The sequence below is a fragment of the Thioalkalivibrio sp. ALE17 genome (assembly GCF_000425605.1).
GTDB lineage: Bacteria > Pseudomonadota > Gammaproteobacteria > Ectothiorhodospirales > Ectothiorhodospiraceae > Thioalkalivibrio.
On sequence record NZ_AUDT01000003.1, the window covers coordinates 145,538 to 171,376 of the forward strand.

Here is a 25,839-nt window from a genome sequence, read left to right on the forward strand (position 1 = left end):
GGCATGGAATCCGTCTCCCATATTCCGGTGCTGCGCGACGCGGTGCTGGAGGGCCTGGCCGTGCGAGCTGACGGCTTCTATGTCGATGGCACCTTCGGCCGCGGTGGCCATAGCCGGGCCATCCTGGAGCGGCTGGGGCCGGAGGGCCGGCTGCTGGCCATGGACCGCGATCCGGAAGCCGCGGCGTCCGCCGAGGCGCTGGCCGACGACCCCCGCTTCGCCTTCGAGGCCGGGCCGTTCTCGACCATGGCGGACACGTTGCGCCGGCGCTTCCCCGAGCGCGGCCCGGACGGGGTGTTTCTGGATCTGGGCGTGTCCTCGCCGCAGCTCGATACGCCCGAGCGCGGCTTCAGCTTTCAGCATGATGGTCCGCTGGATATGCGCATGGACCCCGCCAGCGGCGAGAGCGCCGCGGACTGGCTGGCGCGCGCCGACGAGGGAGAGATCGCCGATGTGATCTACCACTATGGCGAGGAGCGCCACTCGCGGCGCATCGCCCGCGCCATCGTGGCCGCGCGCGCCGAGGCGCCGATTACCCGTACCGCCGCGCTGGCCGAGATCGTGCGCCGGGCCGTGCCGAAGCGCGAGCCGGGCAAGCACCCAGCGACCCGCACCTTCCAGGCCCTGCGCATCTTTGTGAACCGGGAGCTGGCCGAGCTGGAGCAGTGGCTGGCCACGATCCCCGACGTCCTGCCGCCCGGCGCGCGGCTGGTGGTCATCAGCTTTCATTCGCTGGAAGACCGCATGGTGAAGCAGGCCCTGCGCAAGCCGATGTCCGACGTGCGGCTGCCGAAGGGCCTGCCGGTGATGCCGGAGGAGCCGGAGCGCAAGCTGCGGCCGGTCGGCAAGCCGGTCCACGCCGATCGCGAGGAACAGCGCATTAATCCGCGCTCGCGCTCGGCCGTGCTGCGTGTCGGGGAGCGACTCTGATGGTCGCGCGCGGACTTCTGGCAGTGGCGCTGGCGACCGGCGTGTTTGCCTCGGCGATCGGGGTCGTCGCGGCGAAGCACGAGGCCCGCCAGGCCTTCGTCGACCAGCAGCAGGCGCTCGCCCAGCGCGATGTCCTGAATCTGGAATGGACGCAGTTGCAGATCGAGCAGTCGACCTGGGCGACCCAGGGCCGGGTCGAGGAACAGGCGCGCCGGCAGCTGGACATGATCCAGCCGGATTCCGACCGCATCGTGGTGATCGGGGGTGATGCGTGGGCGCGCTGAAGCGGCAGATCAGCGGCGGTCGCCTGAAGGTCGTGATCGGCGTGTTCGCGCTGGCGGGCATCGCGCTGCTGTTGCGCGCCGTCGACCTGCAGGTGCTGGAGCGCGACTTCCTGACCTCGCAGGGCGAACAGCGCCAGGTGCGCACCCTGACCGAGTCCGCCCATCGCGGCATGATCACCGACCGCCATGGCGAACCGCTGGCGATCTCGGCCCCGGTGCAGACCGCCTGGGCCAATCCGCAGGACCTGATGGAACAGCGCGATCGCTGGTCGGATCTGGCGGCGGCGCTGGAGGTGGAGCCTGCGTGGCTGGCGGAGCGGATCGAGAGCCGGTCCTCGCGCGAGTTCGTCTATCTGCGCCGCCACATGCTGCCGGAACAGGCCGAACGCGTGGCCGCGCTGCGCATGCAGGGGGTGGGGCTGACCCGCGAGTTCCGTCGCTACTATCCGCACGGCGAGGCGACGTCGCACGTACTCGGCTACACCAACATCGACGATCAGGGCCAGGAGGGGGTCGAGCTGGCCTTCGATCAGTGGCTCTCGGGCCAGCCGGGAGCCAAGCGCGTGCTGCGCGATCGCCACGGCCGCACCATCCGCGACGTCGCCAGCATTCGCCCCGCGCGGGACGGCAATACGCTGGCGCTGACCCTGGATCAGCGCCTGCAGTACCTGGCCTACCGCGAGCTGAAGGCCGCGGTCGCCGAACACAACGCGCGGGGCGGCTCCGCGGTGATGCTGGACGCCCGCAGCGGCGAGGTGCTCGCGCTGGTCAACCAGCCCGGCTTCAATCCGAATAACCGTGGTGCCATCCGTTCCGACCGCGCTCGCAACCGCGCCATCACCGATACCATGGAGCCGGGCTCGGTGATGAAGCCCTTCACCGTCGCGGCGGCCCTGGATGCCGGGGTGGTGGATGCCAACGCCACGCTGGAGACAGGCCCCGGTACCATGCGTGTCGGGCGCCTGACCGTTCGTGACCTGCGCGATTACGGGACCATCGACCTGACCACCCTGATTGCCCGTTCCAGCAACGTCGGGGCCACGCAGCTGGCGCTGGAAACCCCGGCGGATCGCTTCTGGCAGACCCTCCACCAGGCCGGGTTCGGGCAGGCGCCGGGCACCCATTTCCCCGGCGAGGCCCGCGGGCGCCTGCGGGACTTCACCACCTGGCGCGAGGTCGAGCAGGCCACGCTCGGCTATGGCTACGGCCTGTCGCTGTCGCCGCTGCAGATGGCGGCCGCCTACACCGCCTTCGCCAACGACGGCGAGCGCGTGCCGGTCCGGCTGGTGCGCACCGCCGACGATCTGCGCGAACCGGCGCGGGTGATGTCCCCGCGCACCGCGCGCCAGGTACTGGCGATGATGGAACACGTGATCGGCACCGAGGGCACGGCCCGCCAGGCGGCGATCGATGGCTACCGGGTGGCCGGCAAGACCGGCACCAGCCGCAAGAGCGGGCCGGGTGGCTATACCGAGGACCGCTATTTCTCCAGCTTTGTCGGCCTGGCCCCGGCCTCTGATCCGCGCTTCGTGATGGCCGTGGTGATCGACGAACCCGATGCCGGGGTCTACTACGGCGGCGCCGTCGCGGCCCCCGTGTTCCGGCAGGTGGTGGGCTCGGCCCTGCGCATGTTTAATGTGCGTCCGGACGCGATACCGGAAATCCCGATGCGGGTGGCGGCGGAACACGAGGGGGCCACATGATGGCCGCCCGCGATACCCGAGGCGAGGCTGCACCCGTGCTGGGCGATCTGCTGCCCGCCGGGTCCCTGCGCCCCGACCAGGCGGCCCTGCCGGTCGCCGACCTGGTCCAGGACAGCCGCAAGGTCGGCCCCGGCGCGGTCTTTGTGGCCCTGGCCGGCACCCACGGGCACGGTCTGGCGCACGCCGCCGATGCGGCTGGCCGTGGCGCCCGGGTCATCCTCTGGGACGAGGGCGAGCCCCCGGAATCCGCCGTGGAGGTCCCGCTGATCCATGTGCCGGGCCTGCGCGACCGGCTGCCGCAGATGGCGCGCGCTTTGTTCGGGGCGTGGCCGGAGGCGGCCCCCCTGGTGGCGGTGACCGGCACCGATGGCAAGACCACGGTGACCCACCTGATCGCGCTGGCCCTGGAGGCCCTGGGCCGGCCCACCGGCCTGATCGGCACCCTCGGCGTCGGGCGTCCCGGGCAGCTGGAGGCGACCGGGCACACCACGCCCGGGTTGCTCGATCTGCATCGTCATCTGGCGGATCTGGCGGGGTCCGGTTGCCAGGCCGTGGCGCTGGAGGCCTCCTCGCACGGTCTGGCGCAGGGGCGCCTTGCCGGGGCCCCGATCACGGTCGGCGTGCTGACCTGCCTGAGTTCCGACCACCTCGATTTCCACGGCAGTCAGGACGCCTATGCCGAGGCCAAGGCCCGCCTGTTCGCCTGGCCCGGCCTGCAGACGGCGGTGCTGAATGTCGACGACGCCTTCGGGCGCCGGATCGCCGGGGGACTGCCGCCGGGTGTTCGCGCCCTGACCTACAGCACGACCGGGGCGCCGGCCGACCTGCGCGCCCGCGACGTGGCGGCGACGCCGGACGGGCTGTGCTTCACGCTCGAGACCGAGGGCCAGACCCGCACGGTCCAGTCCACGCTGTTCGGCCTGTTCCAGGTGGGCAACCTGCTCGCGACCCTTGCCACGCTGCAGGCGCTGGGCCTGGAGCGTGAACAGGCCATCGCCGCCCTCGCGCGGCTGCCCGGCGTGCCCGGGCGCATGGAGCGCTTCCCGCTGCCCAACGGGGCCCTGGCGGTGGTCGACTATGCCCACACCGCCGAGGCGCTGGACGCCGCCTTGCGCGCCCTGCGGCCTCACACCGAGGGACGCCTGAGCGTGGTCTTCGGGTGCGGTGGCGAGCGCGACCGCGGCAAGCGTCCGGCGATGGGACGGGTGGCCTGCGAGCGTGCGGACGTGGTCTTCGTGACCGACGACAACCCGCGCGGCGAGGACCCGGCCGAGATCCGAGCCGAGATTCTTGCCGGCTGTGCCGCGGCCGCCGAATGCCACGAGATTGGTGACCGCGCCACCGCGATCGCCAGTGCCCTGGCGGAGGCCGGCGCGGGCGATGTGGTGCTGGTGGCCGGCAAGGGCCACGAGACCACTCAGGAGATTCGCGGGCAGCGGTATCCGTTCAGCGACCGCGAGCAGGTGCGAACCGTGGGGCGCCGGCATCTGCAGGACACGCGCGACCCGCAGCGCGCGACCGGGGAGGAGGGAGAATGATTCGCATGACCAGCCAGGAACTGGCCGAGGCCGTGAAGGGGCGCCTGCAGGGGGCGGGCGACGTGGCCTTCGAGGGCGTGTTCACGGACACCCGCGAGCCCCGCCCCGGGGCGCTGTTTATCGCGCTGAAGGGGCCCAACTTCGATGCCCACACGCAGGTGGCCGCCGATCTGCCGGCGCCGGTGCTGCTGGTGGAGCGCGCCCTGGATGTCCCGCAGCCGCAGGTCATTGTCTCCGATACGCGGGAGGCCCTGGGGCGACTCGGCCGCCACTGGCGCCGCCAGAGCCGGGCGCGGGTGATCGCCCTGACCGGTTCGAACGGCAAGACCACCACCAAGGAGATGCTGCGCTGCATCCTCGAGGGCGCAGGCTCCGTGCATGCCACCGCGGGCAATCTGAACAACGAGATCGGCGCGCCACTGACGCTGCTGGCCATGCCGCAGGACGTGGACTACGCGGTGATCGAGCTGGGCGCCAATCACGCCGGCGAGATCGGCCGTATGGTGCGCTGGGTCGAGCCGCAGGTGGCCATGATCACCAATGCCGGGCGCGCACATCTGGAGGGCTTCGGGAGCCTCGAGGGCGTGGCGCATGCCAAGGCCGAGATCTACTCCGGGCTGCCCGCCCAGGGCGGTACCGCCGTGATCAATCTGGACGACCCGTTTGCCGACTACTGGCTGTCCCTGAACGAGCACCACCACTGCCAGCGCTTCTCGCTGGAGGGCGGCGGCGAGGTCGAGGGGATGTGGCAGGCCCCGGACCGGCTGCGGCTGGCGATCCTCGGCGCCGGGCGCGACCTGCGCCTGGCCGGCCCCGGGCGCCATCTCGCGGCGAACGCCGTCGCCGCGGCCGCCGCGGCCAACGCGGTGGGCATCGGGATCGACCGCATCGTCGAGGGCCTGGCGCGCTGGAAGCCCGTCCGCGGGCGCCTGCAGGAACTGTGGCATGTCACTGGCGCACGCCTGTGGGACGACAGCTACAACGCCAATCCGGACTCGCTGCGGGCCGGGCTGGAGGTGCTGGCGGCCATGCCCGGCCGGCGCATCCTGGTGCTGGGCGCGATGGGCGAGCTGGGCTCGGAGACCCGCGAACTGCATCGCGAAACGGGCCGGCTGGCCCGGGCCATGGGCATCGACCACTGCCTCGCCCTGGGCGACGCCGCGCGCGACAGTGCCGAGGCGTTCGGTGACGGTGGCGAATGGTTTGCCGATCACGGCGCATTGCAGGCGCGCCTGGAGGCGCTCCTGGCCGAGGGTACGACGGTGCTGGTGAAGGGCTCGCGCAGCCAGCACATGGAACGGATCATCGAGGGGCTGGATCTGGCCTCGGCAGCGCCGGAGGTGGCGGATGCTCTACGCGCTGACTGAGTACCTGAGCCAGTTCTATTCCGCGTTCACGGTCTTTCAGTACCTGACCGTTCGCGCCATCCTCGGGGTGGTCACGGCGCTGGCGATCGCGCTGCTGATCGGCCCGGCGATGATTCGCCGCCTCACTGTCGGCAAGGTCGGCCAGCAGATCCGTGACGACGGCCCCGAGTCGCACCTGACCAAGGCCGGCACCCCGACCATGGGCGGCGCGCTGATTCTGGTCGCGGTGGCCATCGCCACCCTGCTCTGGAGCGACCTGACCAACCGCTTCGTCTGGCTCGTGCTGCTGACGACCCTCGCGTTCGGTGCGGTCGGCGGCTGGGATGACTACCTGAAGCTGCGCTATGGCAACAGCAAGGGGCTGTCGGCGCGCGCCAAGATCCTGTGGCAGACCCTGTTCGCCCTGATCGCGGCCGGCGTGATCATGTACACCGCGCAGGGCCCGGTGGAGACCACGTTCTACCTGCCGGTGTTCAAGGACATCCAGTTCAGCCTGGGCTGGTTGTTCATCCCGCTGGTCTGGCTGGTCGTGGTCGGTTCCTCGAACGCGGTGAACCTCACCGACGGGCTGGACGGCCTGGCGATCATGCCTGCGGTGCTGGTGGCCGGGGCCCTGGGCGTGTTTGCCTACGCGGCGGGTCATGCGGTGTTCGCCGACTATCTCGGCATCCCGGCGGTGCCCGGGGTGGGCGAGGTCGTGATCTTCACCGCCGCGCTGGTCGGCGCCGGGCTCGGGTTCCTGTGGTTCAATACGTACCCGGCCCAGGTATTCATGGGCGATGTCGGGGCCCTCGCGCTGGGCGCGGCCCTGGGCATGCTGGCGATCCTGACCCGGCAGGAGATCGTCCTGCTGATCATGGGCGGCATCTTCGTGCTGGAGACGCTGTCGGTGATGCTGCAGGTCGCCTCGTTCAAGCTCACCGGGCGGCGCATCTTCCGCATGGCGCCGCTGCATCACCACTTCGAACTCAAGGGCTGGCCGGAGCCGCGCGTGATCGTGCGTTTCTGGATCCTGACCGTGGTGTTCGTGCTGATCGGTCTCGCGACCCTGAAGGTGCGCTGATCCCATGATGCGAGCCAGCGGCGACAACCTGATCGTGGGCCTGGGGGCGACCGGACTGTCGGTGGCCCGCTTCCTGCGCGCGCAGGGCCAGTCGTTTGCGCTCACCGATACCCGGGCGGCCCCCGCCGCGCTGGCTACGGGCGCGGACTGGGTGAACGCCGCCTGGGTGGGGCCGCTGGACGATCTGGATGCCACGGGGGTCTCCCGAATCGTGGTCTCGCCCGGTGTCGCCCTGGAACACCCCGTCCTGCAGCAGGCGCAGGCGGCCGGCGCCCGCCTGATCGGGGACATCGATCTGTTCGCCGAGCAGGCGACCGCCCCGGTGATCGCGATCACCGGCTCCAACGGCAAGAGCACCGTGACCGCCCTGGTGGGCGAGCTGCTCCTGGCCGCTGGCTACCGTGTCGCGGTCGGCGGCAACTTCGGGACCCCGGCGCTGGACCTGCTGGAATCGGCGCCCGATCTGTACGTGCTGGAGCTGTCCAGCTTCCAGCTGGAGCGCAGCCACACATTGGCGCCGGCCGCCGCCGCCATCCTGAATATCTCCCCCGATCACCTGGACCGCTACGCCGATCTGGACGCCTATGTACGCGCCAAGGCCCGGATCCTGGATCGCGCCCAGCGCGGCGTGCTGAATCGCGAGGACACCTGGCTGCGCGAGATTGCGCTGCCGCAGGACCTGCAGGTGATCTCCTTCGGTCTTGACGCCCCGCCGCGCGCGGTCGACTTCGGCGTGCGTCCGGCCCCCGAGGAGGGCCCCGAGCTGGTGCGTGGCGACGAGGGCCTTCTCGCCACGGGTCGCCTGCGCCTGCGGGGGCAGCACAACTGGGCCAACGCCCTGGCCGCGCTGGCGCTGGCCTGGCCGTGGCTGGAGCCAGGCGCGCCCCGGGCCCGCGCACTGGCGGCCCTGGCCGAGTTCCCCGGGCTGCCGCACCGCTCGCAGTGGATTGCCGAGGTCGACGGGGTCGCATACATCAACGACTCCAAGGGTACCAACGTGGGTGCCACCCTGGCCGCGCTGCGTGGCACGCCGGGGCCGCTGGTGCTGATTGCCGGGGGGCAGGGCAAGGGCCAGGACTTCGCCCCGCTGGCGGATTACATCCCGGGCAAGGTCCGCGGGGTGGTCCTGCTGGGCGAAGACGCGCCGGCCATCGCCCGCGCCCTGGCATCAGTGGTGCCGGTGCAGCGGGTCGACGACATGGCCGCCGCGGTCGCCCAGGCCGCCGCCTGGGCGGAGCCCGGGGATACCGTGCTGCTGTCGCCGGGCTGTGCCAGCCTGGATATGTACGAGAATTACCAGGCGCGCGGCGACGACTTCGCCCGCGCGGTGCGGGGGCTCGCGGCATGAGTGTCTCGAGTAGCCGCCTCGGACTGCCGGATCGCGGCCTGGTGGCCGGCCTGCGCGATCACGTGGACCTGCCTCTGCTGGCGGTCGCGGCGACCCTGCTGGGGATCGGGCTGGTGATGGTCGCCTCGGCCTCCATGGGGTTGGGCGAGCGCTATTTCGGCAATACCTGGCACTTCTTCCAGCGCCAGGTGATCTTCGCCGCTATCGGTCTGGCGGTGGCGACCTTCCTGTGGTCGGTTCCGCTGGCGCGCTGGGAGCGCGCGGGGCCTTGGTTGCTGATCCTGGTGATGGTGCTGCTGATCGCCGTGCTGATCCCCGGGGTGGGCCGCACGGTGAACGGGGCGACCCGCTGGATCCCGCTGGGCATGTTCAACCTGCAGGTGGCGGAGCTGGTGAAATTGCTGGTGGTGATGTACCTCGCCGGCTACATCGTGCGCCACTACTCGACGCTGCGTCTGCATTTCCTCGGCTTCATCCGTCCGCTGATCGTGCTCGGGGTGGGCACCATCCTGATGCTGCTGCAGCCCGACTTCGGGGGGGCGGCGATCATGCTGGCGATCGGCATGGGCATGCTGTTCCTCGCCGGTGCCAAGCTGTGGCAGTTCGCCGCGCTGGGGGTCACGATCGGCGTCGGCATGGCGGTGGTGGCGGTCGCGGCACCCTACCGCGTGGCGCGCCTGACGGCCTTCCTCGACCCCTGGCAAGACCCGTTCGCCACCGGCTTCCAGCTGACGCAGTCGCTGATCGCGATCGGCTCCGGTGGCTGGTTCGGGGCCGGGCTGGGCAACAGCGTGCAGAAGCTGTTCTACCTGCCGGAGGCGCACAACGATTTCCTGTTTGCGGTCTTTGCCGAGGAGTTCGGCTTCGTCGGCGTTATCGCCCTGATCGCGCTGTTCGGGGTGCTGGTCTGGCGCTGCATCCGTATCGGCCTGTATGCCGAGCGCGCCGGGCACGCCTTCGCCTCCCATCTGGCGTTCGGCGTGGCGATCTGGATGGGCCTGCAGGCCTTCCTGAACCTCGCCGTGAACATGGGGCTGCTCCCGACCAAGGGGCTGACCCTGCCGTTTCTCAGTTACGGCGGCAGTTCGCTGATTGTCTCGCTGGCGGCCATCGGCCTGGTGATGCGCGTCTACCGCGAGGCCCAGGTGCCCGCTCCCCGGGCGGCGCAGCCCTCCCGTCGCCGGCGCGGAGGTGCGGCATGAGGGCCCCGCGCATCCTGATCATGGCTGGCGGCACCGGAGGGCATGTGTTCCCCGGGCTGGCGGTGGCCGAGGAGCTGCGTGCCCGTGGTGCCGAGGTGCGCTGGCTGGGTACCACCCGCGGCGTGGAGGCGCGCCTGGTACCGGAGTCCGGCATCGAACTGACAACCCTCCCCATCGCCGGGATTCGCGGCAAGGGCGTGATCGGACTGGCGCTGGCGCCGTGGCGGCTGGGTCTGTCGCTGTGGGCGGCGCTGGGCCTGATGACGCGCCTGCGCCCGGACGCGGTGATCGGTTTCGGCGGCTTCGCGGCCGGGCCCGGCGGCCTGATGGCGGCCGCGCTGGGGCGCCCCCTGGCGATCCACGAACAGAACGCGGTGGCCGGCCTGACCAACCGCTGGCTGGCGAAGGTCGCCGACCGGGTGTACTCCGGCTTCGAGCACAGTTTTCCCGAACGGGTGGCGGTCACGGTCGTGGGCAACCCGGTGCGCGCGCAGATCGCCGGCCTGCCCGTCCCGGAGGTCCGCTTCGACGAGCGCGAAGGCCCGCTGAACATCCTGGTCCTGGGGGGCAGCCTGGGCGCGCGCTCTCTTAATCGGACCCTGCCCGCGGGCCTGGCGATGGTGGCGGCGCAACAGCCCCTGAACATCCGCCACCAGGCCGGCGAACGCACCCTGGAGGAGGCCCGGTCCGCCTACGCCGAAGCCGGGCTGGCGGCCGAGATCTCCGCCTTTATCGAGGACATGGCCGCCGCTTACGCCTGGGCGGACCTGGTGATCTGTCGCGCCGGGGCCCTGACCGTGGCCGAGGTGGCCGCCGCCGGGGTGCCGGCGATCTTCGTCCCCTATCCACATGCGGTGGATGACCACCAGACCGCGAACGCCGAGGCCCTGGTGCGCGCGGGCGCGGCCTGGATGATCGCGGATGCCGAACTGACGGCCCAAGCCATCTTTGACCGGGTCGGGCCGCTGGATCGCGAGGCCCTGCGGGCCCGCGCGGTCCTGGCGCGCGAGCAGGCCTGCCCGGACACGGTGCAGCGCCTGGCCGACGCCTGCATGGAGATGGCGGGTGCCCGCCCGGAGGGATCGTCATGAACGCCACGCGCCTGCCGCGTCACGCAATGCGCCGCATTCGCCGTATCCACTGCGTCGGGATCGGGGGTTCCGGCATGAGCGGGATCGCCGAGGTCCTGCACCAGCTGGGTTACCGGGTCTCCGGGTCCGACCTGGGGCAGTCGGCGATGGTCGAGCGCCTGAAGGCGATGGACATCCCGGTGGTGGCGGCCCATACCGAGGCGAATGTGGCGGACGCGGACGTGCTGGTGGTTTCCAGCGCGATCAACCCGTCCAACCCAGAGGTCCAGGAGGCCCGTCGTCGGGGTATCCCGATTGTGCGCCGCGCCGAAATGCTCGCCGAACTGATGCGTTTTCGCTACGGCATCGCGGTGGCCGGCACCCACGGCAAGACGACCACCACCAGCCTGGTCGCCAGTGTCCTGGCGGAGGCGGGCATGGATCCGACCTTTGTGATCGGCGGGCGCCTGAACAGCACGGCCAGTCACTCCAACCTCGGGGCCGGTGACTACCTCGTGGCCGAGGCCGACGAGAGCGATGCCTCGTTCCTCCATCTGCAGCCAATGATCAGCATCGTGACCAACATCGATGCCGATCACCTGGGGACCTATGGCAACGACTTCGGCAAGCTGCGCGCCACCTTCCTCGAGTTCCTGCATCACCTGCCGTTCTACGGCATCGCCGTGCTGTGCGCGGACGACCCGCAGGTGCGCGACCTGTATCCGGAACTGGAGCGCCCGCGCCTGACCTACGGCATCGAGCAGCCGGCCGACGTGCGCGCCCTGAATGTGCGCCAGGAAGGCGTGCGCATGTACTTCGATCTGGCCCTGCCGGGGCAGGCCGCATTCCCCGTGACCCTCAACCTGCCCGGCCGCCACAACGTGCTGAACGCCCTGGCCGCGGCGGCGGTCGCGCACGAGCTGGAGGTGGCGCCGACCGCGATCCAGGCCGCGCTGGAGCGTTTCCAGGGCATCGGCCGGCGCTTCCAGGTCCAGTCCTGGCAGGCCCCCAGCGGCCCGGTGACCCTGGTCGACGACTACGGCCATCACCCGCGGGAGATCGCCGCGACTCAGGCCGCCGCGCGCGATGCCTGGCCGGATCGGCGGCGCATCACGATCTTCCAGCCGCATCGCTATACCCGCACGCGTGACCTGTTCGAGGACTTTGTCGAGGCGCTGTCGGAGACCGATGTGCTGATCCTGCTGGAGGTGTATGCCGCCGGCGAGGAGCCGATCCCCAGTGCCGACGGCCGCAGCCTGGCGCGGGCCATCCGCTTGCGCGGTCAGGTCGAACCGGTGTTTGTCGAGCGGGCCGACGACGTCGTCGATGTCCTCGGGCGCATGCTGCGCGCGGATGACGTGGTCATTGCCCAGGGCGCCGGCGACATTGGCCGCCTGGCCGGTCTGCTCCCCGAACAGCTGAGCGCGTCCGGCGAGGGGGGCACATGATGGCGGCGCGCGAGATCGAGCCGATGGCGACGCCGTTCGCCGGGGAGCCGCGCGGGCGGCTGCAGGCCCGGGTGCCGCTGGCCGGGCTCACGTCGTGGCGGGTCGGCGGGCCGGCCGACTGGCTGTTCCAGCCGGTCGACCTCGACGACCTGGTGGCCGCGTTGCGCGACCACGCGACCCACGCCCCGCAGATGCCGGTGACCTTCCTCGGGCTTGGCAGCAACGTGCTGATCCGCGACGGGGGTGTCGAGGGGCTGGTGGTGCACCTGTCGGGTGTCCTCAACGAGCGCCGGCGTCTGGACGGTGATCGTCTCCTGCTGGGCGCCGGGCTGGCCTGTGCCCAGGCCGCGCGCTTCGGGGCCCGCGAGGGGCTGGTCGGGGCCGAGTTCCTGGCCGGCATCCCGGGCACGGTGGGGGGCGCGCTGTACATGAATGCGGGGGCCTGGGGCGGCGAGATCTGGCCGCTGGTGGAATCGGTGGCCACGGTGGATGTGCGCGGTGAACTGCATACCCGCACGCCGGCGGGTTACTCCATCGGCTACCGCAGTGTCCGAGGCCCGGAAGACGAATGGTTCACCGGCTGCGTGCTGCGGCTGGCCCCGGGCGACCCCGAAGCCGGAACCCGACGGATCCGCGAACTGCTGCGCGAGCGCTCGGCGAAGCAGCCGCTGGGCCTGCCGTCCTGCGGTTCGGTCTTCCGTAATCCGAAGGGGGATCACGCGGCGCGTCTGGTGGAGGCGGCCGGGTTGAAGGGCCTGCGCCGCGGCGCGGCGGAGATCTCGCCCAAGCACGCCAATTTCATCACCCACGACGGGACGGCCCGCGCCGCCGATATCGAATGGCTGTTGCGCCACGCCCAGGACGCGGTGGAGCGGCGCTTCGGGGTGCACCTGGAGCCGGAGGTCCGGGTGCTGGGACGCGCCGCGGGTGCGGACGAGACAAGCGAGGGAACGGCATGAGCAAGCGAAGCGCACAAGACTACGGCCGGGTCGCGGTCCTGATGGGTGGCTGGTCCGGCGAGCGCGACATCTCGCTCCAGAGTGGCCAGGCCGTGCTGGCGGCCCTGCAGCGTCAGGGCGTGGATGCCCACCCGCTGGACCTGACCCGCGAGAGTGCCCGCTGCCTGGCGCTGGAGGGCTTCGACCGGGTGTTCATCGTGCTCCACGGCGAATGTGGCGAGGACGGCACGTTGCAGGGCTGCCTCGACATGGCGGGTGTGCCATACACCGGGACCGGCGTGCTCGGCTCCGCGCTGGGCATGGACAAGCTGGCCTGCAAGCGGCTTTGGGCGGGCAGCAATCTGCCCAGCGCGCCCTACCGCCTGCTGACACCCGGTTTCGATCCGGAGGCGGTCGCCGAGGCCCTGGGCCTGCCGCTGATCGTGAAGCCGGCCCGCGGGGGCTCCAGCCTCGGCATCACGCGGGTCGATCGCGTCGCGGATCTGCCGGCGGCGTTCGAGGCGGCCCGGCTGCAGCCGGGCCAGGTGTTCGCCGAGCAGTGGATCCGCGGGCGCGAGTACACCGTCGCGATCCTTGGCAACGAGCCGCTGCCCGTGGTGGAGATCCGTACCCCGGGTGGGTTCTACGACTACCACGCCAAGTACGAGGCCGATGATACCGGCTACGTCTGCCCGCCCCCGCTGGATTCGAGCGCGCTTCTGGAGCTGCAGTCCCTGGCGATCGCGGCCTTCGCGACGCTGGAGGGCTGCGGCTGGGGCCGGGTGGACATCCTGCAGGACGAGCACGGCGAGAACTTCCTGATCGAGGTGAACACGATCCCGGGCATGACCGACCACTCGCTGGTGCCCAAGGCGGCCGCGCAGGCCGGGATCGACTTCGACGAGCTGTGCCTGCGCATCCTCGACTCCAGTTTCGAGTGTGGAGGGCTGCGTTGAACGCACGCCGCACAACGCGACCCGCGCGCCGGCCGCAATCCCAAAGGCCGTCGCCCCTGCGCCGGCTGGCCGGGCCGGGGCTGCGCCTGATGGCGGGCATGGGCCTGGCCGGGGTGCTGGTGCTGGGCACGCTGGCCTGGCTGCAGTTCGACCCGGATGCCTGGCTGCCGATCGAGCGCATCGAGGTGACCGGCAACCCGCAGCACGCGGATGTCGCGGCCGTGCAGGAGCTGGCCCGCGCCCATGCATCGGGCTTTGTCGGGGTCGAGCTGGAGCGCCTGCGCACGGCGCTGGAGGCCCAGCCCTGGGTGGACACGGTGCGCCTGCGCCGCCAGTGGCCGGACACGCTGGTGGTCGAGATCCGCGAGCCGGTGCCGGTGGCGCAATGGGGCGACGACCACCTGGTCGACCGCCACGGCCGGCTTTTCGGGCCGGTGGCGCTGGATGACTGGGAGGGGCTGCCGGCCCTGGCGGGGACGGATGGGCGGCAGGTGGTGCTGATGCATCGCTACCTGGAGGTCTCCGCGCGCCTGGCCGATGCCGGGCTGGAGGTCACCGGGCTGCAGGAAGGGGCCCGCCATGACTGGAGTATCCACCTGGCGGACGGCGTGCGCGTGCTGATGGGGCGGGATGCCGATCTGAGCCGCCTGGGTCAGCTGGTCCGCGCGGTGCCGGCCATTCGCGATTATCGCGATGCCCCGGTGGAACGGATCGACCTGCGCTATCCGCACGGGCTCGCGGTGGCCTGGGCGGATGCGGCGGATGACGGTGCGGGAGACGCCCGATGACACGAACGACAGGACGCAGAAAGATGATGGCAAAGAAGTCGGAACCCGGTCTGATCGTCGGCCTGGACGTCGGGACCTCGAAGATCGAGGCGGTGGTCGGGGAGCTGACCGAGGAAGGCGAGATCGAGATCATCGGGATCGGCTCCTCCCCTTCGCGCGGGCTGAAGAAGGGTGTGGTGGTGAACATCGAGTCCACCGTCCAGTCGATCCAGCGCGCGGTCGAGGAGGCCGAGCTGATGGCCGGCTGCGAGATCCACTCGGTCTACACCGGGATCGCCGGCTCTCACATCAAGAGCTACAACTCCACCGGCGTGGTGGCGATCAAGGACGGCGAGGTGGTCGCGGGCGACGTCGACCGGGTGATCGACGCCGCGCGCGCGATCGCGATCCCGGCCGACCAGCGCATCCTCCACGTGCTGCCGCAGGAATACATCATCGACGAGCAGGAGGGCATCCGCGAGCCGATCGGGATGTCCGGGGTGCGGCTGGAGGCCAAGGTGCACCTGGTCACCGGCGCGGTGTCCGCGGCGCAGAACATCGTCAAGTGCGTGGAGCGCTGCGGGCTGCGGGTGGACGACATCATCCTGGAACAGCTCGCCTCCAGCTATTCGGTGCTCAGCGAGGACGAGAAGGACCTGGGTGTCTGCCTGGTGGACATTGGCGGCGGGACCACCGACATCGCGGTGTTCGCCCACGGCGCGATCATGCACACCGCGGTGATCCCGATTGCCGGGGATCAGGTGACCAACGACATCGCGGTCGCCCTGCGTACGCCGACCCAGTACGCCGACGAACTCAAGATCAAGTACGCCTGCGCGCTGCGCTCGCTGGCCGACCCGGGCGAGAGCATCGAGGTGCCCGGGGTGGGCGATCGGGCCGCGCGCCGGCTGTCGCGCCAGACGCTCGCCTCCGTGGTCGAGCCGCGCTACGAGGAACTGCTGCAGCTGGTGCAGGCGGAGCTGCGCCGCAGCGGCACCGAGGAAATGATCGCCGCCGGGGTCGTACTGACCGGCGGATCGTCTCGAATGGAAGGTGTGGTGGACCTCGCCGAAGAGGTCTTCCACATGCCCGTACGCCTGGGGGTGCCGCAACGCGTCACCGGGCTCCTGGATGTGGTGAAGAATCCGATCCACGCGACGGGAGTGGGGCTGCTGCTCTACGCCCGCGAGTCGCGTGCGGAGCAGGAGGCCCGGCCCGTGAGCAGCGGGTTCCAGGGCGTATGGGCGCGCATGAAGCGCTGGTTTTCCGGGCAGTTCTGATGATCGGGACACCGGAATCTTTGGGGGTCGGACCGCTCTCCGGCCATGACGCAGGCCAACAGAAGTACCTGTACACACGCAACGAGAGGACGCAATCATGACGTTCGAACTGATGGATACCTATAGCCAGAACGCGACGATCAAGGTCGTCGGCGTCGGGGGCGGCGGCGGCAACGCCGTGCAGCACATGGTCAACTCGCAACTGGAGGGCGTGGACTTCATCTGCGCCAATACCGATGCCCAGGCCCTGAAAAGCCTGGATTCCAAGACGCTGCTGCAACTGGGTGGCGACATCACCAAGGGCCTGGGGGCCGGGGCGGATCCCTCCGTGGGCCGCGAGGCCGCGCTGGAGGATCGCGAGCGCATCCAGGACCTGCTGCAAGGCGCGGACATGGTCTTCATTACCGCCGGCATGGGCGGTGGTACGGGTACCGGGGCCGCGCCGGTGGTGGCGCAGATCGCCAAGGAGATGAACATCCTGACCGTGGCGGTGGTCACCAAGCCGTTCCCGTTCGAGGGCAAGCGCCGCATGCAGGTGGCCATGTCCGGGATCAAGGCCCTGACCGAGCAGGTCGACTCGCTGATCACCATCCCCAACGAGAAGCTGCTGACGGTGCTGGGCAAGAACACCACGCTGCTGGACGCCTTCAAGGCCGCCAATGACGTGCTGTTCGGCGCGGTCCAGGGCATTGCCGAGCTGATCACCCGCCCGGGCCTGATCAACGTCGACTTCGCCGACGTGCGCAACGTGATGCGCGAGATGGGTATGGCGATGATGGGGACCGGCTCCGGTTCCGGCGAGGACCGTGCCCGCGAGGCGGCCGAAGCCGCGATCGCCAGCCCGTTGCTGGAGGACATCGATATCTCCGGCGCGCGCGGCATCCTGGTGAACGTGACCGGCGGCATGGATGTCGGTATCGGCGAGTTCGAGGAAGTCGGGGAGGCGGTGAAGGCCCTGGCCTCGGAAGACGCCAACGTCGTCGTCGGGACGGTGATCGACCCCGAGATGACCGACGAGCTGCGTGTCACCCTGGTGGCCACCGGCCTGGGGGCCCCGGCCTCGCAGTCCGAACGTCCGCAGGTGCGGGTGGTCGATGCCCAGCCGAAGAAGGCCGTCGGTTCCGACGTCGAAGTCGACCTCGACCAGCCGACCGTCAAGCGCCGCGGTGGCGACAATCTGGCGGTGGACTACAACCAGCAGCAAGGCATTGATGTGCTGGATATTCCGGCCTTTCTGCGCAAACAGGCGGACTGAGAGCGCCGGCACATGCAGGACGAGCGGAATCCTGCAATAATGCGGCAATCGTTGTGTGCATGAGGAGCCCGGGAGGGCCCGGGCTCCCCTTATGCGCTCTCCTGAAAGAGAGAGGCTCAATTCGTTGATCAGGCAAAGAACGCTCAAGAACAGCATTCGGGCGACCGGGGTGGGACTGCATACCGGAGAGAAGGTGGTGCTGACCCTGCGGCCGGCCCCGGTGAACACCGGGATTGTGTTCCATCGCTGCGATCTTGATCCGTCCGTGGAGATTCGCGCCTGTGCCGACAATGTCGGCGACACGCGGCTTTCGACCACGCTGGTCAATGGCGATGTCCGGGTCTCGACCGTGGAGCATCTGCTCTCGGCCATAGCCGGACTGGGCATCGACAACCTGCACGTCGACGTGAGCGCCGCCGAGGTGCCCATCATGGACGGCAGTGCCGGTCCCTTCGTGTTTCTGCTGCAGTCCGCCGGGCTGAAAGAGCAGGACGCACCCAAGGAATTCATTCGGGTCAAGCGCAGCGTGGAAGTCCGCGAGGGCGACAAATGGGTGCGCTTCGATCCCTACGAGGGGTTCAAGGTCGGTTTCTGCATCGACTTCGAACACCCGATGTTCACCGACGGGAGCCAGCGCGCCGAGCTGGATTTCTCGTCCACCTCCTTCGTGAAGGAGGTCTCGCGTGCCCGAACCTTCGGGTTTATGCGCGACATCGAGGCCCTGCGGGCCAACCAGCTGGCGCTGGGCGGCAGCCTGGACAATGCCGTGGTGCTCGATGACTACAAGATCCTGAACGAGAACGGTCTGCGCTACGACAACGAGCTGGTCAAGCACAAGATCCTCGACGTGGTCGGGGACCTGTACCTGCTCGGCCACAGCCTGATCGGCGCCTTCACCGGGCACAAGTCCGGGCATGCACTGAATAATCAGCTGATCCGCCAACTCGCGGCCGACGAGACGGCCTGGGAAAAGGTCACCTTCGAGGACCCGAGCGAGCGCCTGCCGATCTCCTTCGGCCAGCTGGCACCGACGCCGGCGGGCTGAATACCGCGGCGCCGGTTCAGTCCGGCTTCGGCGGGGACGGGCGCGCCGCGCGGGCGAGCCGATCCAGCGCACCGGCCAGTTCGGGATCCTCAATGCGAGAGGCAGTGTCGGCGAGGATCTGCCGGGCGGCTTCCGGGATCTCGCGCCGTTCCAGCCGCGCGGCCGGTTCGGCAGGGCGGGGCACCCGGGACAGCCGGATGCGCATCTGCTCGATGCCCTCGAAGCCCGCGGCACGCAGGGTCTTGAGCAGTTCGCGTTGCTGGAAACGCAGCTCCGTCGCCAGGCCGCGGTCCGCGCAGATCGCGACCAGGGTGTCCTCGCGCAGGGTGAACGCCAGTCGCCGCGCCTTCAGCGCATTGCCGGCGAGGCCCTCGAGGGCGCGCTCCACGCCGCGGTCGCGGCCGGAGTGCGCGGACCAGTCGCGGGCGATGAAGCGGGTGATCCGCTGCGGTGTCATCCCGGTAACCCGGTGGCGCAAGGCGGAGAGAACAAGAGGATTCGCATGCAGTTGATCGTACTACGTCCGGACGGCCTTTGTGCACGCCTGCCCCTGTGGGCGATGGCCGTGTCGGGGGGCGTGCTGGTGCTGCTGATGGCGGCCGCGGTGGTGGCGGCCTACCTGGTCGGCCAGAGCCAGCGCGAGGTGGTCCGGATTCCGGTGACCAATACCCTGGATCCTGTGGCCGTCGAGACGGTGGAGCGCGAAGCCGCCCGCGAGGGCCTGAATCATCTGGTCGAACGGGTCGTGGCGCTGGAACGCCAGTTGTCGCGTGTGGATCTGCGCATCCGCTCGGTGGGCGACTCCCTCGGGCTGGACGTGGCCGATCTGGCGCCGGAGACCGGGGGGCAGGGCGGGCCCCTGCTGGAAGGACCGGATTCGCCGCTGGAGGTGCACGACCGCCTGCTGGCGCTGGAGCACCTGCTGAGCCGGCACAGCGCCGCGGTGGACCTCGTGGGCTCCGAGCTGCGCCTGGATGCCTCGCGCGAGGCCCTGTCGCCGCGGCTTCGTCCGGTCGAGGATGATGCCTGGATCAGCTCGGCGTTTGGCTACCGCGAGGATCCGTTCACCGGCAATCGGCGGTTCCACTCAGGGATGGACTTTGCCGGTCGGCCCGGCTCCGAGATCCGCGCGGCGGGTGGCGGTCTGGTGGTGTTCGCGGGGCGGCGCAGCAGCTTCGGCAACCTGGTCGAGATCGCCCACGGCGGCGGCCTGAACACGCGCTACGCCCACAATGCGGAGATCCTGGTCGAGGCTGGCGAGCGCGTGGAGGCCGGCCAGGTGATCGCGACCATGGGCCGCACCGGCCGCGCGACCGACACCCACCTGCACTACGAGGTGGTGGATGCCGGCAAGGCCCTCAACCCCTACAACTTCCTTCCCGATCGGGACTGACACCTAGGGGGACGCTGATTGAATCGCACGTCCGCGCTCGAGTCGCTTTTGCGTGCGAACAAGGCGCGGTGACTGCCGTGCAGTCACTCTGCACAAGGGAACCGCAACGCCGTGCGCGCGCCCGTTTTTGATCAGCAACGGGCGCCCGATCCCCTGCATTCAATCGCTTGCGGGGTTGGTGCCCCCTATTCCCCGACCCTGCGTTGCGCCCCTTGCGGGTAGAACCACTACCCGCTGCACGACGCGCCTTGTCTCGGAAAACAGGGGGCACCAACGCGGACGTGCGATTCAATCAGCGTCTCCCTAGTGGCTGCGCGGCGCGGGATTCGGCGTCGGTGGCCTCCCGGAAAGCCGTTTTCCCGGCACAGCGTTTCCCCGGCGGATCGTTTATCCTAGGCGGGTTTCAGCCAACCCTTACGGATCCCCATGGTCAAGCAGCTCGTTCAGAAGATCTTCGGTAGTCGCAACGATCGCATCCTCAAGCGCTATACCCGCGCGGTGGAACGCATCAATGCCCTGGCCGACTCCACCGAGGCGCTGTCGCGGGACGAGCTGCGCCACAAGACCCGGGAATTCCAGCGCCGCCTGGGCGAGGGCGAGGACCTGGAGAAGCTCCTGCCGGAAGCCTTTGCCGTGTGCCGCGCGATGAGCGCGCAGGTGATGGGCCTGCGCCATTTCGACGTGCAGTTGATCGGCGGCATGGTCCTGAACGACGGCCGCATTGCCGAGATGCGTACCGGCGAGGGGAAGACCCTGGTCGCGACCCTGCCGGCCTATCTCAACGCACTGACCGGCGACGGGGTGCACGTGGTCACGGTGAACGACTACCTGGCCCGGCGCGATGCCGCCTGGATGGGGCGGCTCTATCACGCGCTGGGGCTCTCGGTGGGCGTGGTCAACAGCTCCGGCGGCCTGGGCGTGGACTCCGCCTCCTATCTCTTCGATCCGGATTATCACGCCGAGGAGGGCGGGTTCGAGCACCTGCGCCCGGTCACCCGTCGGGAGGCCTACGCGGCGGACATCACCTACGGGACCAACAACGAGTTCGGCTTCGATTACCTGCGCGACAACATGGCCTTCTCGGCCGACCAGCGGGTGCAGCGGGCGCTCAACTTCGCGGTGGTGGACGAGGTCGACTCGATCCTGATCGACGAGGCGCGTACCCCGCTGATCATCTCCGGCCCCAGCGGCGACAGCTCGGAGCTCTACGAGCGGCTGAACACCATCCCGCCGCAGCTCACTCGTCAGGAAGACGAGGAGAGCGAGGGCGACTACTTTGTCGACGAGAAGGCCAAACAGGTCTTCCTCAGCGAAGAGGGTCACGAGAAGGCCGAGGAACTGCTGCGCCAGGCGGGTCTGCTGGAAGAACACCAGACCCTGTACGACTCCGCGAGCATCGCGGTCCTGCATCACCTGAACGCGGCCCTGCGCGCGCACGCCCTGTTCCATCGCGACGTCGACTATCTGGTGCGCGACGACAAGGTCCAGATCATCGACGAGTTCACCGGACGCATCATGGCCGGGCGGCGCTGGTCCGAGGGGCTGCACCAGGCCATCGAGGCGAAGGAAGGCGTGCCGATCCAGCGCGAGAATCAGACGCTCGCCTCGATCACCTTCCAGAACTACTTCCGGCTGTACGACAAACTCGCCGGCATGACTGGTACCGCGGACACCGAGGCATACGAGTTCAAGACCATCTATGACCTGGAAGTGGTCGTGATCCCCGGCAACAAACCGCTGGTGCGCGAAGACATGCAGGACCTGGTGTTCCTGACCCAGGAAGAGAAATACACCGCCATCATCAAGGAGATCCAGTGGTGCGTGGATCGCGGCCAGCCGGTGCTGGTCGGCACTGCATCCGTCGAGGCCTCCGAACGCCTGGCCCAGGCCCTCAAAAAGACCGGCATCGCCTTCGAGGTCCTGAACGCCAAGCAGCACGAGCGCGAGGCCTCGATCATTGCCCAGGCCGGCCGTCCCAAAGCCGTGACCCTGGCGACCAACATGGCCGGGCGCGGCACCGACATCGTCCTGGGCGGCTCGCTGGATGCCGAACTGGCCGAGGTGGATCCGGAGGACACGGCCCGGCAGGAGGCCATCCGGGCCGACTGGCAGCAGCGCCATGATGCCGTGCTCGAGTCCGGCGGTCTGCACATCATCGGCTCCGAGCGCCACGAGTCGCGGCGCATCGACAACCAGCTGCGCGGGCGCTCCGGGCGTCAGGGTGACCCGGGCTCCAGCCGTTTCTTCCTGTCGCTGGAAGACAACCTGATGCGGGTGTTCGCCTCCGAGCGCGTGCGCGGGCTGATGCAGCGCCTGGGCATGAAGGAGGGCGAGGCGATCGAGAACGCCTGGGTCTCCCGCGCCATCGAGAACGCCCAGCGCAAGGTCGAGGCCCACAACTTCGATATCCGCAAGCAGCTGCTGGAATACGACGACGTGGCCAACGACCAGCGCCGGGTGATCTATGACCAGCGCGCCGAACTACTGACCACCGAAGACATCAGCGACACCATCGACACCCTGGTCGAGGACGTCGTCAATGCCCAGATCAGCCAGTACATCCCGCCGGGCTCGATCGAGGACGAGTGGGACGTTGAGGGCCTGCAGCAGGCCCTCAACGGCGAGTTCGGGCTGGACCTGCCGGTGCAGCAGTGGCTGGACGACGAGGACGACCTCCACGAAGAGCCGCTGCGCGAACGCATCGTGGGGCATGCCCGCGAGATGCTGGCCGGCAAGCGCGAGCAGCTGGGCGACGAGACCATGAACCGGCTGCAGCGCGACGTGATGCTGCAGGTCCTGGACAGCCAGTGGAAGGAACACCTGGCCGCGATGGACTACCTGCGCCAGGGCATCGGGCTGCGCGGCTACGCTCAGCGCAACCCGAAGCAGGAGTACAAGAAGGAAGCCTTCGCCATGTTCCAGTCCCTGCTGGAACGCATCAAGCACGATGTCGTGAAGTTCCTGCTGCGCATGCAGCTGCGGTCGCCGGAGGAGGTCGAGGCGCTACAGCCGAAGAAGGCCGCGCCGGCCGAGGACGACCTGCAGTTCCAGCACCAGAACCCCGACAGCGCCCTGAAGCCCGATGCCGAAGGCGAGGCGGAGGGCCGCGAGCCGGTCGCCAGTGGCGAGGCCCCCTATCGTCGCGAGGAGCCCAAGCTGGGACGCAACGAGCCTTGCTGGTGCGGTTCGGGCAAGAAGTTCAAGCACTGCCACGGCAAGCTGTAGGGGACGCCCACAATGGCCGTTGGATTGATCGCCCCGGAGGTCCTTCATCCCGTGCCGGGCATCCGCCTGGCCGCGACCGCAGCCGGCATCCGTTACGCCGGCCGTGACGATCTGGTCCTGATCGACGCCGGCCCGGAAGCGACCATCGCCGCGCTCTACACCACCAATGCCTTCCGCGCGGCGCCCGTGGTGGTGGCCGCCGAGCACCAGGCGCGGGGGCACGCTCGCTGGCTGCTGATCAATGCCGGCAACGCCAATGCCGGTACGGGCGAGCCCGGGCTGGCCGCCGCGCGCGCCTCCTGCGAGGCGGTGGCCGGCCTTACCGGGACCGTCGCGGATGCGGTCCTGCCGTTTTCCACCGGCGTGATCGGGGAGCCGCTGCCGGTCGAGCGGATCGTCGCGGCCCTGCCGGTCCTGTACGCCGGGTTGGCGCCCAATACCTGGATGCAGGCCGGGCGTGCGATCATGACCACCGATACCGTGCTCAAGGGCTGCAGCCGCCGCGTCTCCCTGTCGCAGGGCGAAGTGACCCTGACGGGCATCGCCAAGGGTTCCGGCATGATCCACCCGGACATGGCGACCATGCTGGCCTTCATCGGGACCGATCTCGCCATCGACGCCGCCGAACTCGAGGGCCTGCTGCGCGTGGCCAACCGCGACAGCTTCAATGCGATCACGGTGGACGGCGATACCTCGACCAACGATGCGGTCGTGGTGATGGCCAGTGGCGCCAGCGGCGCTGGGCTCGCCACGCCGGCGGATCGGGAGGCGTTTCTCGCCGCGCTGGCGGCGGTGTGTCTGGAGCTGGCCCAGGCGATCGTGCGCGATGGCGAGGGCGCGACCAAGTTCGTCACCGTGGAGGTGACCGGGGCGCGGGAGCGCGAAGAAGCGGCGCAGGTGGCCGAGACGGTCGCGCTGTCCCCGCTGGTGAAGACCGCGTTGTTCGCCTCGGACCCCAACTGGGGCCGGATCCTGGCGGCGGTGGGGCGCGCCGGTGTGCCGGACCTGGCGATCGAGCGGGTCGCGATCCACGTGAATGATGTGGAGATCGTTCGCGACGGTGGCCGGGCCCCGGCCTATGCAGAGGCCGATGGCCAGCGGGCCTTCGGCGCGGACGAGATTCATGTGCGCATCGACCTCGGCCGGGGCCCCGCGGGCGCGCGCAAGTACACCTGCGACTTCTCCCACGAGTACGTGCGCATCAATGCCGAATACCGGTCCTGAACCGGTTGTCTCCCGGACGGTCGAGGTCGCGATCGGGCTGATCCTGGATGCCCGGGGCCGCGTGCTCGTCACGCGCCGTGCGCGCGGGCAGCACCTGGCCGGGTTTCGGGAATTCCCCGGGGGCAAGGTGGCCGCGGGGGAATCGCCGGCCACGGCCCTGGCCCGCGAGCTGGATGAGGAACTGGGCGTCCGGGTCGGCGCTGCGGTTCAGTGCCTGACCATTGATCACCGCTATTCGGAGCGCGCCGTGCGCCTGCACGTGTTTCGCGTGAGCACGTGGTCCGGCGAACCCGCGCCGCGCGAGGGCCAGACCATGGCGTGGCTGCGCCCGGACACCCTCGACCCGGCGGATTTCCCGGCGGCCAACCGCGCGATGCTCAACGCGCTGCGGCTCCCCGAGCGCTATCTGATCACCCCGTCCCCGGACGATGCGGGCCAGGCCGACGCGATCGCGGAGCGCGTGGTCCGGGCCCTGCGCGCGGGCCGGGCCGGCATGGTCCAGGTTCGGGCGCCGGCGCTGGACGCGTCGGCCTATCGCGACTTCCTCGCGGCCATCGCCGGGCCCGCCGGCGCGCTGGGTATCCCGGTGCTGGCCAACGCCCCGGCGGACTGGCTGACCGGGTTCCCGGAGGTGGGGCTGCATCTGCCGGAGCGGCGCTGGCGCGAACTGGAGACGCGTCCGGACCGGGGTGGCTGGATCGGCGCGTCGGTGCATGACCGGGCCGGGCTCGCGCGGGTCGCCGCGCTGGGGCTGGATTTCGTGGTCCTCGGGCCGGTGGAGGTGACCGCCACCCACCCCGGGGCCGAGGTGCTGGGCTGGGAGCGCTTCACTGCCTGGACGGCCGGTGCGGGCGTACCGGTTTACGCGCTGGGAGGCATGACCCCGGGGCACCTGGCCCAGGCGCGCCGGGCGGGGGCGCAGGGGATTGCCGGCATTCGCGGGCTGCTGGACGGTTGATCCCGTCGCCGGGCAACGAGCCCGGTCACGGTGTCAGATCGCGCAGCAGCAGAGCTGGAAGGGGACGTCGCGACTGGCCGGAACCGGGCGCTCGCGGAAGTCGCCCGGGGCGAAGAAGCGCACGGTAAAGCGCTGGCGTCCGCCGCTGATCTCCGGATAGACCCCGAGGGTGGGGTCGACGGTCACCCGGATCAGCTGCCAGGCATGGCTGGTGTCCAGGCTGCGCTCGAAGTAGCCCTCCTCCGCTGTGACCGGCTCCGCGTGGCCCGAGCGGCGCATGTAGCGCAGCACCTGGGCGGTCGCCTCGGCGACGGTATTGAGCGGCTCGAACCACTCCAGCAGGAGTTCGCTGCGCGCCTGGCTTGGCTGTGCGAGCCAGTAGTGGTAGATCGGCAGGTCGAAGTCGAAGGCGCCGCCCGGCAGGGCCATGCGCTGGCGTACGCTGGAGAAGAACTCGCTGCCGCGCACGCGGTGATCGAGGGCGCCGGCCTGTTCCTCCAGCGCATCATGGAGCCGCTTCTGCGTGTCCATGGTTTCGCGGAAGCGCTCGGCATCCACGCCCGGCTGGTTGGCCAGGCGGTTCAGGTTGACCGTCTGGCGTTCGATCTCGCCCATCAGCTCGCGTTTGATGTCGACGCGGGTCACCAGCGCGTAGATATCGACCAGGGAGACCAGGGCCTCGTGGTGGTCGAACGGCCGCCCCGACTCCAGTGCGTCGGCGAAGCGCGCGTTCAGGGCCTCCAGTCGCAGCAGGAGGCGCACGCGTTCATGCAGCGGTTGTTCGAAGGTCAGGGTCTGGCTCACGGCGTGCCCGTTCGGCAGGAGGGCTGAAGGTGCATGGCCCG

General features: G+C 69.8%; 22 protein-coding genes. 20 read left to right on the forward strand and 2 right to left on the reverse strand.

Annotated elements, in window-relative coordinates; genetic code table 11:
* The first annotated feature begins 3 nt into the window (after nt 1–3).
* From rsmH to lpxC, 16 genes are all read left to right on the forward strand, one after another.
* Nucleotides 4–930 carry a 16S rRNA (cytosine(1402)-N(4))-methyltransferase RsmH gene (gene rsmH / locus H609_RS0103910; protein WP_028484363.1) on the forward strand — a complete coding sequence of 309 codons (927 nt, stop codon included), beginning with the start codon at nt 4–6 and terminating at the stop codon, nt 928–930.
* Entirely contained in the window at nt 930–1,214 is a 285-nt protein-coding gene (gene ftsL, locus H609_RS0103915; protein WP_018881645.1) for a cell division protein FtsL, read from the forward strand. The genes rsmH and ftsL overlap by 1 nt, the downstream gene beginning before the upstream one ends.
* A complete protein-coding gene (locus H609_RS0103920) occupies nt 1,202–2,917 on the forward strand; it encodes a penicillin-binding protein 2 (RefSeq protein WP_028484364.1) in 1,716 nt (571 codons plus the stop codon). Before ftsL ends, H609_RS0103920 begins: the two co-directional genes overlap by 13 nt.
* A complete protein-coding gene (locus tag H609_RS0103925; protein ID WP_028484365.1) occupies nt 2,914–4,455 on the forward strand; it encodes a UDP-N-acetylmuramoyl-L-alanyl-D-glutamate--2,6-diaminopimelate ligase in 1,542 nt (513 codons plus the stop codon). The genes H609_RS0103920 and H609_RS0103925 overlap by 4 nt, the downstream gene beginning before the upstream one ends.
* A complete protein-coding gene (gene murF, locus H609_RS0103930; RefSeq protein WP_018865648.1) occupies nt 4,452–5,822 on the forward strand; it encodes a UDP-N-acetylmuramoyl-tripeptide--D-alanyl-D-alanine ligase in 1,371 nt (456 codons plus the stop codon). Before H609_RS0103925 ends, murF begins: the two co-directional genes overlap by 4 nt.
* On the forward strand, nt 5,803–6,885 hold the full coding sequence (gene mraY / locus H609_RS0103935; RefSeq protein WP_018881643.1) for a phospho-N-acetylmuramoyl-pentapeptide-transferase: 1,083 nt from the start codon (nt 5,803–5,805) through the stop codon (nt 6,883–6,885). Before murF ends, mraY begins: the two co-directional genes overlap by 20 nt.
* 4 nt (nt 6,886–6,889) lie before the next feature.
* Nucleotides 6,890–8,233 (forward strand): UDP-N-acetylmuramoyl-L-alanine--D-glutamate ligase, encoded by a 1,344-nt coding sequence (gene murD, locus H609_RS0103940; protein WP_028484366.1) that lies wholly within the window; start codon nt 6,890–6,892, stop codon nt 8,231–8,233.
* Nucleotides 8,230–9,435: a putative lipid II flippase FtsW gene (ftsW, locus tag H609_RS0103945; protein ID WP_028484367.1), complete on the forward strand. Its 1,206-nt coding sequence runs from the start codon at nt 8,230–8,232 to the stop codon at nt 9,433–9,435. The genes murD and ftsW overlap by 4 nt, the downstream gene beginning before the upstream one ends.
* Nucleotides 9,432–10,526, forward strand: a complete 1,095-nt coding sequence (murG, locus tag H609_RS0103950; protein WP_028484368.1) for an undecaprenyldiphospho-muramoylpentapeptide beta-N-acetylglucosaminyltransferase — start codon at nt 9,432–9,434, stop codon at nt 10,524–10,526. The genes ftsW and murG overlap by 4 nt, the downstream gene beginning before the upstream one ends.
* Nucleotides 10,523–11,953 (forward strand): UDP-N-acetylmuramate--L-alanine ligase, encoded by a 1,431-nt coding sequence (murC, locus tag H609_RS0103955; protein ID WP_018876475.1) that lies wholly within the window; start codon nt 10,523–10,525, stop codon nt 11,951–11,953. Before murG ends, murC begins: the two co-directional genes overlap by 4 nt.
* Entirely contained in the window at nt 11,950–12,912 is a 963-nt protein-coding gene (gene murB, locus H609_RS0103960; RefSeq protein ID WP_028484369.1) for a UDP-N-acetylmuramate dehydrogenase, read from the forward strand. Before murC ends, murB begins: the two co-directional genes overlap by 4 nt.
* Nucleotides 12,909–13,847, forward strand: a complete 939-nt coding sequence (locus tag H609_RS0103965; RefSeq protein ID WP_018865655.1) for a D-alanine--D-alanine ligase — start codon at nt 12,909–12,911, stop codon at nt 13,845–13,847. Before murB ends, H609_RS0103965 begins: the two co-directional genes overlap by 4 nt.
* Before the next feature lie 65 nt (nt 13,848–13,912).
* Nucleotides 13,913–14,635 carry a cell division protein FtsQ/DivIB gene (locus H609_RS0103970; RefSeq protein WP_028484370.1) on the forward strand — a complete coding sequence of 241 codons (723 nt, stop codon included), beginning with the start codon at nt 13,913–13,915 and terminating at the stop codon, nt 14,633–14,635.
* Nucleotides 14,636–14,658: 23 nt separating this feature from the next.
* Entirely contained in the window at nt 14,659–15,894 is a 1,236-nt protein-coding gene (gene ftsA / locus H609_RS0103975) for a cell division protein FtsA (RefSeq protein ID WP_018865657.1), read from the forward strand.
* 97 nt (nt 15,895–15,991) lie between these two features.
* The gene (ftsZ, locus tag H609_RS0103980; protein ID WP_017942791.1) at nt 15,992–17,149 is read left to right on the forward strand and encodes a cell division protein FtsZ; all 1,158 of its coding nucleotides are present in this window, start codon (nt 15,992–15,994) and stop codon (nt 17,147–17,149) included.
* 124 nt (nt 17,150–17,273) lie between these two features.
* The gene (gene lpxC / locus H609_RS0103985) at nt 17,274–18,194 is read left to right on the forward strand and encodes a UDP-3-O-acyl-N-acetylglucosamine deacetylase (RefSeq protein ID WP_231369959.1); all 921 of its coding nucleotides are present in this window, start codon (nt 17,274–17,276) and stop codon (nt 18,192–18,194) included.
* A 16-nt stretch (nt 18,195–18,210) separates the two neighbouring features.
* Here lpxC and H609_RS0103990 read toward each other — a convergent pair whose 3' ends face one another.
* A complete protein-coding gene (locus H609_RS0103990) occupies nt 18,211–18,651 on the reverse strand; it encodes a DciA family protein (protein WP_028484372.1) in 441 nt (146 codons plus the stop codon).
* A 45-nt stretch (nt 18,652–18,696) separates the two neighbouring features.
* On the opposite strand from H609_RS0103990, the gene H609_RS0103995 reads away from it, so the two are divergent.
* The 4 genes from H609_RS0103995 to H609_RS0104010 all read left to right on the forward strand — a co-directional run bounded on the left by H609_RS0103995 (nt 18,697) and on the right by H609_RS0104010 (nt 24,994).
* Entirely contained in the window at nt 18,697–19,587 is an 891-nt protein-coding gene (locus H609_RS0103995; protein WP_028484373.1) for a M23 family metallopeptidase, read from the forward strand.
* Nucleotides 19,588–20,013: 426 nt separating this feature from the next.
* Nucleotides 20,014–22,812: a preprotein translocase subunit SecA gene (gene secA / locus H609_RS0104000; protein ID WP_018865661.1), complete on the forward strand. Its 2,799-nt coding sequence runs from the start codon at nt 20,014–20,016 to the stop codon at nt 22,810–22,812.
* A 12-nt stretch (nt 22,813–22,824) separates the two neighbouring features.
* Nucleotides 22,825–24,036 carry a bifunctional glutamate N-acetyltransferase/amino-acid acetyltransferase ArgJ gene (gene argJ / locus H609_RS0104005; RefSeq protein ID WP_018879977.1) on the forward strand — a complete coding sequence of 404 codons (1,212 nt, stop codon included), beginning with the start codon at nt 22,825–22,827 and terminating at the stop codon, nt 24,034–24,036.
* Complete coding sequence (locus H609_RS0104010; RefSeq protein ID WP_028484374.1) at nt 24,017–24,994, forward strand: Nudix family hydrolase; 978 nt, start codon at nt 24,017–24,019, stop codon at nt 24,992–24,994. The genes argJ and H609_RS0104010 overlap by 20 nt, the downstream gene beginning before the upstream one ends.
* A 33-nt stretch (nt 24,995–25,027) precedes the next feature.
* On the opposite strand, the gene zapD is transcribed toward H609_RS0104010, so the two are convergent.
* A complete protein-coding gene (zapD, locus tag H609_RS0104015) occupies nt 25,028–25,798 on the reverse strand; it encodes a cell division protein ZapD (protein WP_018865664.1) in 771 nt (256 codons plus the stop codon).
* Nucleotides 25,799–25,839: the final 41 nt, after the last annotated feature.